General features: G+C 67.5%; 11 protein-coding genes. 1 reads left to right on the top strand and 10 read right to left on the bottom strand.

The window, feature by feature from the left end:
* Positions 1-5: 5 nt before the first annotated feature.
* From fliJ to fliF, 5 genes are all read right to left on the bottom strand, one after another.
* Positions 6-470, bottom strand: a complete 465-nt coding sequence (gene fliJ, locus ACODTB_RS20565; protein WP_291113501.1) for a flagellar export protein FliJ — start codon at positions 468-470, stop codon at positions 6-8.
* The gene (gene fliI, locus ACODTB_RS20570) at positions 467-1,945 is read right to left on the bottom strand and encodes a flagellar protein export ATPase FliI (RefSeq protein ID WP_291113499.1); all 1,479 of its coding nucleotides are present in this window, start codon (positions 1,943-1,945) and stop codon (positions 467-469) included. Before fliI ends, fliJ begins: the two co-directional genes overlap by 4 nt.
* The gene (locus ACODTB_RS20575; RefSeq protein WP_291113497.1) at positions 1,938-2,645 is read right to left on the bottom strand and encodes a FliH/SctL family protein; all 708 of its coding nucleotides are present in this window, start codon (positions 2,643-2,645) and stop codon (positions 1,938-1,940) included. The genes fliI and ACODTB_RS20575 overlap by 8 nt, the downstream gene beginning before the upstream one ends.
* Positions 2,629-3,627: a flagellar motor switch protein FliG gene (fliG, locus tag ACODTB_RS20580; protein ID WP_291113495.1), complete on the bottom strand. Its 999-nt coding sequence runs from the start codon at positions 3,625-3,627 to the stop codon at positions 2,629-2,631. Before fliG ends, ACODTB_RS20575 begins: the two co-directional genes overlap by 17 nt.
* 161 nt (positions 3,628-3,788) lie before the next feature.
* Positions 3,789-5,489 (bottom strand): flagellar basal-body MS-ring/collar protein FliF, encoded by a 1,701-nt coding sequence (gene fliF / locus ACODTB_RS20585; RefSeq protein WP_488929693.1) that lies wholly within the window; start codon positions 5,487-5,489, stop codon positions 3,789-3,791.
* A 182-nt stretch (positions 5,490-5,671) separates the two neighbouring features.
* Here fliF and fliE point away from each other — a divergent pair, with 182 nt between their 5' ends.
* Positions 5,672-5,986: a flagellar hook-basal body complex protein FliE gene (fliE, locus tag ACODTB_RS20590; protein WP_382161780.1), complete on the top strand. Its 315-nt coding sequence runs from the start codon at positions 5,672-5,674 to the stop codon at positions 5,984-5,986.
* Positions 5,987-6,101: 115 nt separating this feature from the next.
* Here the strand turns inward: fliE and ACODTB_RS20595 are convergent, their stop codons facing one another.
* The 5 genes from ACODTB_RS20595 to ACODTB_RS20615 all read right to left on the bottom strand — a co-directional run.
* Positions 6,102-6,404, bottom strand: coding sequence for a flagellar protein FliT (locus tag ACODTB_RS20595; protein WP_488929694.1), 303 nt, complete (start codon positions 6,402-6,404; stop codon positions 6,102-6,104).
* 1 nt (position 6,405) lies between these two features.
* Positions 6,406-6,816 carry a flagellar export chaperone FliS gene (gene fliS, locus ACODTB_RS20600; protein WP_382161776.1) on the bottom strand — a complete coding sequence of 137 codons (411 nt, stop codon included), beginning with the start codon at positions 6,814-6,816 and terminating at the stop codon, positions 6,406-6,408.
* Between the two features lie 130 nt (positions 6,817-6,946).
* Positions 6,947-8,152 carry a flagellin gene (locus ACODTB_RS20605; RefSeq protein ID WP_488929695.1) on the bottom strand — a complete coding sequence of 402 codons (1,206 nt, stop codon included), beginning with the start codon at positions 8,150-8,152 and terminating at the stop codon, positions 6,947-6,949.
* A gap of 80 nt (positions 8,153-8,232) precedes the next feature.
* The gene (locus tag ACODTB_RS20610) at positions 8,233-9,405 is read right to left on the bottom strand and encodes a flagellin (RefSeq protein ID WP_488929696.1); all 1,173 of its coding nucleotides are present in this window, start codon (positions 9,403-9,405) and stop codon (positions 8,233-8,235) included.
* Positions 9,406-9,634: 229 nt separating this feature from the next.
* The coding region (locus tag ACODTB_RS20615; RefSeq protein WP_488929699.1) for a flagellin at positions 9,635-9,722 on the bottom strand (88 nt) is incomplete at its 5' end.

A 9,722-nucleotide genomic window follows, 5' to 3' on the forward strand; every position in this document is an offset into this window, starting at 1 on the left:
GGTGTTCAGTTGCGGGCCTGTGCCTGGGCCAGGCTCTGGCGCAGGTGGATGGACAGTGCCATTTCGTCGGTCTGTTTCTGTTCCTGGCGCTGGGCCTTGTGGGCGATGGCCTGCACCTTGCGGTCGGTGAACTTGCGCAGGCCGGCGAGGTCGCGCTCGGTGACATGCACCTGCTCCTGCGCGGTGTCGATCAGGCGCTGGCGGTCGGCCAGCACGCCGCGCTGGAATTCCACGGCGTGGTAGATCTTGTGCATGAATTCGCGGTGGTGCATGAGCAGCGCGGTGTCCACGCCGGTGGCGCTGCGCGTGACCCAGCGCGCCTCGGCCTCCAGGGCGTAGGCCTGCAACTGGTCCATCTGGTCCTGGGCCAGCTTCAGCTCACGCTGCATCTGGGCCACCACGCCCAGGGCCTCGTCCCGGCGTTTCTCGGCGAGTTCCACCACTTTGTTCAGGGTGTTCAGCGCGGTCATCCGGCGTTTCCTTCATAGGGGTTGTGGTGGGGGCGGGTCTGGCGCTGCGACGAAGGCCGCTCCTTCTCGTCCTGCAGCGCAGCCTGCATCTGGCGCAGGCTCTCGGGCAGCGTGGCGGCCTCGTGCATGTCCTGCATCAGGAAGCGCTGCAGGGCGGGGTAGAGCACGATGGCGCGATCGGTCTCGGGGTCGCTGCCGGCCACGTAGGCGCCGAGCTGGATCAGGTCGCGGCTCTTCTGGTAGCGCGAGTACAGGCTGCGGAAGCGGCGCGCCAGTTCCAGGTGCACCGCGCCGGCCACGTTGTGCATCACGCGCGAGGCCGAGGCCTCCACGTCGATGGCGGGGAAATGGCCGGATTCGGCGAGCGCGCGCGAGAGCACGATGTGGCCGTCCAGGATGGCGCGCGCTGCGTCGGCGATCGGGTCCTGCTGGTCGTCGCCCTCGGAGAGCACGGTGTAGAAGGCGGTGATCGAGCCCTTGCCGTTGAGGCCGTTGCCGCTGCGCTCCACCAGCTGCGGCAGCTTGGCGAAGCACGATGGCGGATAGCCCTTGGTGGCGGGCGGCTCGCCGATGGCCAGCGCGATCTCGCGCTGCGCCATGGCGTAGCGGGTGAGAGAGTCCATGAGCAGCAGCACGTCCAGGCCGTCGTCGCGGAAGCGTTCAGCGATCGCGGTGGCGTACGCGGCGCCCTGCATGCGCACCAGCGGAGGTGCGTCGGCCGGGGCGGCCACCACCACCGAGCGCTGGCGGCCTTCGGCGCCGAGGATGTCCTCGATGAATTCCTTGACCTCGCGGCCGCGTTCGCCGATCAGGCCGACCACGATCACATCGGCCTTGGTGTAGCGCGCCATCATGCCCAGCAGCACGCTCTTGCCCACGCCGGAGCCGGCGAACAGGCCGATGCGCTGGCCACGGCCGACGGTGAGCAGGGCGTTGATCGCGCGCACGCCGGTGTCCAGCGGCTGGCGCACGGGGTCGCGGTCCATGGCGTTGAGCGGGGCGCGGTCCATCGGTTCGATGTCCACGTTGGTGATCGGGCCCTGGTGGTCCAGCGGGTTGCCGTGCGAATCGACCACGCGGCCGAGCAGGCCGGCACCCAGCGGCAGGCGCAGCGTGCCCCGGTCATCGGGCGAGGGCGGTTTGTTGGCCTTGCCCACGCGTGGCACGGTGCGGAAGGGGGCCAGCGGCGTCACGCTCGCGCCACTGGACAGGCCATGCGTGTCGCCGGCCGGCATCAGGTAGGCCTTGTCGTTGGAGAAACCCACCACCTCGGCCAGCACCGGGTCCTTGTGGCCGTTGTCGATCAGGCACTGCGAGCCCACCGGCACCTTCAGGCCCACGGCTTCGAGCACCAGGCCGGCCAGGCGGGTGAGGGTGCCGCGCACTTCCAGCGGCGTCTTGACGGCGGCGTTCGCGCGCACGTCCTCCATGAAGTTGTCCCAGCGGCTTTCCGTGCCAAAGGTGCTTTCAGACATCCATGTTCCCCGGGTTCCAGGCCGCTTCCATGCCAAGGTTGCCCACGGCGCGCGACCAGCGTTTCTCGATGGTGGCGTCCACCGTCATGGTGGCCGATTCGATCAGGCAGCCGCCCGGGCTGATGGCCGCATCGGCCACGAACTCGGCGGGGTGGTTGCCCATGTTTTCCTGCAGCGCGCCCTTCATCATGGCCAGGTCGCCCGGGTTCAGGCGCACGGTGGCGGGCTGGCCGTCGTCCACCAGCTGGCCCAGGGCCTCGGCGATCACCGGCCGCAGGTGGGCGGGGTCGCTCTTGAGTTCCTGGCGCACCACCTGGCGGGCCAGGTCGCAGGCCAGTTCCAGGATGTGGCGCGAGATCTGGTCTTCGCTCTTCTTGAGGTGGTCGCGCGTGTTGTGCAGCAGCTGGGCCATGCGCACCGCGGTTTCCTCGGCGGTCTTGCGCACCGTGGCTTCGAGCGCGTCGCGCACTTCCTGGCCGCCGGCATCGTGGCCGCGCGAAAAGCCTTCGGCATACGCCTGCTGGCGCGCTTCCTGCAGCACTTCGGAGGTCACGCCCTCGCTGGCGGTGCCGTCGGCCGGGGCGGCCTTGGGCAGGTCGTCGCTGCCGTCCACGGCGGAGAAGTGCCAGGCGGCGACGCCGTCGATCTCCTCGCGCGGGATGAAACGGGAATGGGGGTTGGGTTTAGACGAAGGCTTCATCTTCGCCTCCGCCCATGATCACGATCTGGCCCTCGTCGGAGAGGCGGCGCACGACCTTGAGGATTTCCTTCTGCTGCGCTTCCACTTCCGACAGGCGCACCGGGCCGCGCGACTCCAGGTCTTCGCGCAGGGCCTCGGCCGCGCGGCTGGACATGTTGCCCAGCACCAGCTCGCGCAGTTCGTTGGTGGCGCCCTTGAGCGCGATGACCAGCGAATCGGTCGCCACTTCCTTGAGCACCATCTGCACCGACTTGCCGTCGAGCTTGAGCAGGTCCTCGAAGGTGAACATCTTGTCCATGATCTTCTGCGCCAGGTCGGCGTCGAACTCGCGGATCGACTCGATCACCGAGGTCTCGATCTGGGTGCCCATCATGTTGATGATCTCGGCGGCGGTCTTCACGCCGCCCATGGAGGTCTTGCGGATCTTGTCGCCACCGGCCAGCACCTTGTAGAGCACCTCGTTGAGGTCCTTCAGCGCGGTCGGCTGGATGCCTTCAAGCGTGGCGATGCGCAGCATCACCTCGTTGCGGGTGCGTTCGGTGAAGTTCTTGAGCACGCCGGCGGTCTGGTCCGATTCGAGGTGCACGAGGATGGCGGCCACGATCTGGGGGTGTTCGTTGCGCAGCAGTTCGGCGATGGACAGCGGGTCCATCCACTTCAGGCTTTCGATGCCCGAGACGTCGCCGCCCTGCAGAATGCGGTCGATCAGCAGCGAGGCCTTGTCGTCGCCCAGCGCGCGCTTGAGCACGGCGCGCACGTAGTTGTCGGTGTCGGACACCAGCAGGCTCTGCGACGAGGCCGCGCTGGTGAATTTCTGCATCACCTGGTCCACGCGGTCGTGCGAGACCGCGCGCGTCTTGGCGATGGTTTCGCCCAGCTTCTGCACTTCCTTGGGGCTGAGGTGCTTGAACACCTCGGCCGCTTCCTCTTCGCCCAGCGACATGAGAAAGATGGCGGCGTCCTGGATTCCCTGGTCTTCCATGATTCAGATTCCTTCAGCCCAATTCGCACACAGGTTCGAGCGCACAAGCGCGCGACCAGAGGCACCGAGGAACCGGCTTTGCCGGGCCTCTGGTGCCGTCCCCCTCCCGCCGAAGGCGAGAGAGGGGGAAGCCGCGCAGCGGCGCAGGGGGTGGCGCCGGCTCATGCCGGTGCCTCGCCATTCACCCAGCCCTTGACGATGTTGGCCACGGCGGCCGGGTTCTCCAGCGCCAGGCGCTTGGCATCGGCCAGGCGCTGCGCCTCGGCGGTGACTTCGTTGCTCGGCATGGGCAGGCCGGGGCGCTCGGGCGATTCGTTGAGCACCGCATTGAGCGGTTGCACCGGGGTGGTGTCCAGGCGGCGCGCGGCCGGCGTCTTCATCAGCTTGAGGCCGGGGCGGACCATGCCCATGAGCACCAGCAGGCCCAGGCCCACCATGCCCAGCGGCCAGGCCAGGCTGCGCAGCAGCTCCTGGTTGTCCGACTGCTGCCACCAGGCGCCGGCATCCACCTCGCTGGTCTTCTCGACGTTGAAGGCGGCGTTGACCACGTTGACCGAGTCGCCGCGGTCCTTGTTGAAGCCGATGGTTTCGCGCACCAGGGCGGTCATCTGTTCGAGCTGCTGCGGCGGGATCGGGGTGCTGGTTTCCTTGCCGGCCTTGTCCACCGAGGTGCGGTGGTTGATCACCACCGCTGCGCTCAGGCGGCGCACCTGGCCGCTGGACTCGCGCACCACCTTCACGGTCTTGTCCACCTCGTAGTTCACCACCGACTCGCGGCGCGAATTGCCACCCTGGCCGCCGGCGCCCTGGGCGCTGGCCACGCCCACGGGGGCGGCGGCGCCGTTGATGGGGGCCGTGCCGGTGGCCGGAGGCTGGTTGCTCACCGCCCCGGGCACGCCCGAGGGCTGGGCGCGCGGGCCGCTGCCGTCTTCCACGGTCTGCTGGCTGCGCACCGTGGCGGCCGCGTCCGGGCCCTGGTTGGGGCGGTGCTGTTCGCTGGTGGACTCGACCTGCGAGAAATCGACCTCGGCGCTGACCTGGGCCTTGACGTTGTTGCGGCCCACCAGCGGCTCCAGCATCTCCATGATGCGGCGGGTGTAGAGCTGTTCGAGCTGCTGCACGTACTGCAGCTTCTGGGTGTCGGCGCCCTGGGCCTGGCCGTCGGGCGGGCTGGAAAGCAGGTTGCCCGCGTCGTCCACGATGCTGACCGCCTTGGGGTTCATCTCTGGCACGCTGGAGGCCACCAGGTGCACGATGCCGGCGACCTGCGCGCGGTCCAGCGTGCGGCCGGGGTGCAGGGTGAGCAGCACCGAGGCGCTGGGTTTCTGCTGTTCGCGGAAGAAGCCGTTCTGGTTCGGCAGGGCCAGGTGGATGCGGGCGCTCTGCACGGAGGAGAGCGACTGGATGGAGCGGGTCAGTTCGCCTTCCAGACCGCGCTGGAAGGTCAGCCGTTCCTGGAACTGGGTCATGCCGAAGCGGTTGGCTTCCATCAGCTCGAAGCCGGTGACCGAACCCTTGGGCAGGCCTTGCGAGGCCAGGCGCAGGCGGGTGTCGTGCACCTTGTCGGCCGGCACCATGATGGCCTGGCCGCCCTCGGCGTGCTTGTAGGGCACGTTCATCTGGGACAGCTGGGCCACGATGGCGCCGCCGTCCTTGTCGCCCAGGTTGGCGTAGAGCACGCGCCATTCCGGCTGGCGGCCCATGAAGAAAAAGGCCAGGGCGAGCGCCAGCAGGGCCAGGGCGCCCAGGCCAAGCTTGATCTTCTGGGCCTGGTCCATGCGCGCGAAGCCGTCACCGAATGCGCTGCGCTCCTTCGCGGCGGTCGGTGTGACATCCAGTTCGGCAACGGCGGTGGTGCTCATGGCTTCGGGGCTCGGGTAGATGGTCGATGGCAGAGGGAGATACACCCTGTTGCAGTCGATTATTCGGTCCCGGTGCCCCCGCCATAGCCATGAAAAGGCGGGGGTTTGTGCCCTTATTCCCGTCCCGTGCGGACGGGGGGCCCTCTAGCATCTGGGCTCATATCACGTCGAAGGAGTCCGCCATGGACATGCGCATCGCCCCCCTGAGCAGCCAGGCCCTGAACGGCATTGGCTCATCCGCCCTGAAACGCCCCGGTGCCGCCGGTGGGGTGGAATCTGGTTTTGCCGCCAACTTCAAGTCGGCGCTCAAGGAAGTCAGCGCGTCTCAGGAGGCCGCTTCCAAGCTGCAGACCCAGGTCCAGCTGGGCAACCCCAAGGTGAGCCTGGAAGAAACCATGCTCGCGATGCAGAAGGCCCAGGTCGGGTTCCAGGCCACGCTGCACGTGCGCAACCGCATGGTTCAGGCGTACAGCGACATCATGAACATGAGCGTCTGATTGCCCCTTTCCGGAGCGCGTGTCTTTTCCAGGATGTCGCGGGACTGGCTTTGCCAGACCGCAGACATCGCCCCCTGGGGGGTGACGGCCGCAGGCCGGCGCGGGGGGTACTTGTTCAATGCATCGGGGCCGGGCTAGACCTGTCGATCATCTGTGCCAGGTCGTTCAGCCAGGGTTCCGCCAGGCAGCGGATCTCGGCGTCGATGCGCAGGATGCGCTGCATGATCTTCGTCTTTTCCTTGCGCTGTTCGGCATCGAGCTGTTCGACGTTCGACTTGTGGCGCAGTTGCGCGATCAGCACCGCGCAAGCGCCTTCGAGGCGCACCACCTGGTCCCAGTTTTCCGTCTGTGCGGCCTCCAGCATCTGGCGGCTGGTGTTCTCGATGGCTTTGTAGTAGTCCAAAAGATGGTGCTCCATGTCAGGCTCCCTGCAGGGCGCCAGCGCGAATCTGCTTCCAGGAATCGGCCAGGGGTTCGATGAGGTTCAGCACCTCGTGGATCGGTGCCGCGTCGTTGCGCAGGTTGGCCAGGGTCAGGCGCTGCACGCTGTACTCGTACAGGCCCTTGAGGTTGGCGGCCAGTTCGCCGCCTTCCTGCAGGTTCAGGCCGGCCTTGAGGCCTTCTTCCACGATCCGGATCGCCTTGCCGATGGCCGCGCCCTTGCTCGCCACGTCCTGGCGCTCCATCGCGCCGCGAGCCAGGTTCAGGCTCTGGATCAGCGCGTCGAACAGCAGGCTGACCAGCTGGTGCGGGTCGGCCGTCTGCACGCCGGTGTCGACGGCGACGCGTTTGTAGGTGGAGGCTGCGCGGGTGTTGACAGAGGTGAACATGGCTTGGGTTCCTGATGTCTGATACCTTTCTGTATCGGCACCGGGCGGGCTGACTGTAGGCATGAACGGCGCCATTTGAGGGGTCAAGTTCATGCTTTACATCCTTTAGTAACAGTCGCCCGTGGGCATCTCAGCGCAGCAGCGAGAGCACGCCTTGTTGCGCCTGGTTCGCCTGGGCCACCATGGCGGTGCCGGCCTGCTGCAGGATCTGGGCGCGCGAGAGGTTGGACGTTTCCTTGGCGAAGTCGGCATCGACGATGCGGCCGCGCGCGGCGGAGATGTTCTCGCCCGTGATCTGGATGTTGGCCACGGCGTTCTCGAAGCGGCTTTGCAGGGCGCCGAGGTCGGCGCGCGAGCTGTTCACGTCGTTGATGGCCTTGTCGATGATCTTGAGCGAGAGCTGGGCACCGCCTGCGGAGGCGACGGAGATGCCCCGCATGTCGTAGGCGCCGTTGATCATCATGTTGGCCGCCTGCCAGTCGCCCGTGGCGGCGGTGTTGAACCCCGCCAGATCCGCGCTGGAGCTGAAGCTCGCTTTTTCGCTGAACAGGTGGTACCCGGTCAGCGCGCCGGCCGCGTTGTAGGAGAGCCTGGCGAACACGCCGGTATCGGCGGAGCGGGCATTCACCGCATCCACGATCTGCCCCGCGCGCTCGGAGGCATTGGCGGCGGCCTGGATGGCGCCCAGCGACACCGCCGAGGTGTTGTCGCCCGGGATGGCGTTGATCTGCAGATCACCGGCAGCGACCGCGGTCAGATCGGTGAGCGAGGCCAGCGCCATGTCCGTGGAGCTGCGAATCGTCGTGTAGCCCATGGCGCTGGGAGAGCCCATGGAGTCCAGCTTGACCGAGACGATGGAATCGATGGAGATGCCCTCGCCGGCGTTGGCGCCGACCTGGAAGGTGGCGTTGGCGAATGAGCCGTCGAGCAGCTTGGTGCCGTTGAACGAGGTGGTGGTGGCCACGCGGTCGATTTCCTTGCTCAGCTGCGTGACTTCGGCCTGCAGGGCGGTGCGGTCGCTGCCGTTGTTCGAGGCGTTGGCCGACTGCACGGCCAGTTCGCGCATGCGTTGCAGCATGTCGCCGACCTTGCCCAGGGCGCCTTCGGCGGTCTGCGCCAGCGAGATGCCGTCGTTGGCGTTGCGCACGGCGACGCTCAGGCCACGCACCTGGGCGTTCATGCGCTCGGAGATGGCCAGGCCGGCGGCGTCGTCCTTGGCGCTGTTGACGCGCAGGCCCGACGAGAGGCGCTGCATGGAGGTGGCCAGCGAGCTGGAGGTGGTGCCCAGGTTGCGCTGGGCGGTCATCGACATCACGTTCGTGTTGATGGTGGTCATGAAGTGCTCCGGTCAGACGAAAAAAAAGCGGTTGCAGGCTTTCGCCATGCAACCGCCCTGGGGGCGATGCCCTGGCGAGATCAGCGCAGCAGGGACAGCACGCCTTGCTGGGCCTGGTTGGCCTGCGCCACCATGGCGGTGCCGGCCTGTTGCAGGATCTGGGCGCGCGAGAGGTTGGACGTTTCCTTGGCGAAGTCGGCATCGACGATGCGGCCGCGCGCGGCGGAGATGTTCTCGCCCGTGATCTGGATGTTGGCCACGGCGTTCTCGAAGCGGCTTTGCAGGGCGCCGAGGTCGGCGCGCGAGCTGTTGATGGAGTTGATCGCCTTGTCGATCACCTGCAGCGCCTTTTGTGCGTCGCCGAAGCTGTTGACGTTGATCGCCGACAGCGTGGTCAGGGTGCCGGGAGGCGCGGTGTCACCAGGCGCGCCGGTGGCGGCGGCGGTGAAGGCGGCGCCGAAGTCGGTGGCGGCGGTCAGGTCGCGGCTCGAGAAGATTTCATAGGCGCCAGCGCCGGTTTCGCGGGCGAACACGCCGGTGTCGGACGACTTGGCGTTGATCGCGTCCACCACCTGCGTGGTGCGCTGGGCAGCGGTGGTCGAGGCGGCGATGCCACCCAGGGCCACGTCCACACCGGCGGCGTTCTTGATGCTCCAGCCGGCCGTGCCTGCCGGGATGGCGGCGTTGGCGGCGGTGGAGGGCGCGGCGACGGCCGCCACGAAGTGTTCGGTGGCGCTCAGCTGGCCCAGGGCGGTGGAGTTGGCCGAGACGATGCTGTCGATGGCGATGCCTTCGCCGGCGTTGGCGCCGACCTGGAAGGTGGCGTTGGCAAACGTGCCGTCCAGCAGCTTGGTGCCGTTGAACGAGGTGGTCTTGGCGACACGGTCGATTTCCTGGCGCAGCTGGGTCACTTCGGCCTGCAGGGCGGTGCGGTCGCTGCCGTTGTTCGAGGCGTTGGCCGATTGCACGGCCAGTTCGCGCATGCGCTGCAGCATGTCGCCGACCTTGCCCAGCGCGCCTTCGGCGGTCTGGGCCAGCGAGATGCCGTCGTTGGCGTTGCGGGCCGCCACGTTGAGGCCGCGCACCTGGGCGTTCATGCGCTCGGAGATGGCCAGGCCGGCGGCGTCGTCCTTGGCGCTGTTGACGCGCAGGCCCGACGAGAGGCGCTGCATGGAGGTGGCCAGCGAGCTGGAGGTGGTGCCCAGGTTGCGCTGGGCGGTCATCGACATGACGTTGGTGTTGATGGTGGTCATAACTAACTCCTGTGAAGTGGTTGGGCTGACTGCCCGGTTGCCCGGGCCACGAACCCATGGAGAAGTTCGTTGAATCTAATTTCGGTGGTGCCAGATGAATCTTTAGTCTCTTGTGACCGCCGTGTGTCGTGTCAAGCCCCGTTCATCCGGTGCCGACGACCGGCCAGCAAAAAGGGCGGTTGCCCGGCTTTCGCCGCGCAACCGCCCTGGGGGGCGATGCCTGCCGGAATCAACGCAGCAGGGACAGCACGCCTTGTTGCGCCTGGTTGGCCTGGGCCACCATGGCGGTGCCGGCCTGTTGCAGGATCTGGGCGCGC

The organism is Hydrogenophaga sp. FG152 (genome assembly GCF_057809615.1).

Bases quoted from the DNA above. Each gene is read 5' to 3' on its own strand.
- fliI (WP_291113499.1), bottom strand. From the start codon at position 1,945: ATGTCTGAAAGCACCTTTGGCACGGAAAGCCGCTGGGACAACTTCATG.
- fliF (WP_488929693.1), bottom strand. From the start codon at position 5,489: ATGAGCACCACCGCCGTTGCCGAACTGGATGTCACACCGACCGCCGCG.
- ACODTB_RS20575 (WP_291113497.1), bottom strand. From the start codon at position 2,645: ATGAAGCCTTCGTCTAAACCCAACCCCCATTCCCGTTTCATCCCGCGC.
- fliG (WP_291113495.1), bottom strand. From the start codon at position 3,627: ATGGAAGACCAGGGAATCCAGGACGCCGCCATCTTTCTCATGTCGCTG.
- ACODTB_RS20595 (WP_488929694.1), bottom strand. From the start codon at position 6,404: ATGGAGCACCATCTTTTGGACTACTACAAAGCCATCGAGAACACCAGC.
- fliS (WP_382161776.1), bottom strand. From the start codon at position 6,816: ATGTTCACCTCTGTCAACACCCGCGCAGCCTCCACCTACAAACGCGTC.
- ACODTB_RS20605 (WP_488929695.1), bottom strand. From the start codon at position 8,152: ATGACCACCATCAACACGAACGTGATGTCGATGACCGCCCAGCGCAAC.
- ACODTB_RS20610 (WP_488929696.1), bottom strand. From the start codon at position 9,405: ATGACCACCATCAACACCAACGTCATGTCGATGACCGCCCAGCGCAAC.
- fliE (WP_382161780.1), top strand. From the start codon at position 5,672: ATGGACATGCGCATCGCCCCCCTGAGCAGCCAGGCCCTGAACGGCATT.
- fliJ (WP_291113501.1), bottom strand. From the start codon at position 470: ATGACCGCGCTGAACACCCTGAACAAAGTGGTGGAACTCGCCGAGAAA.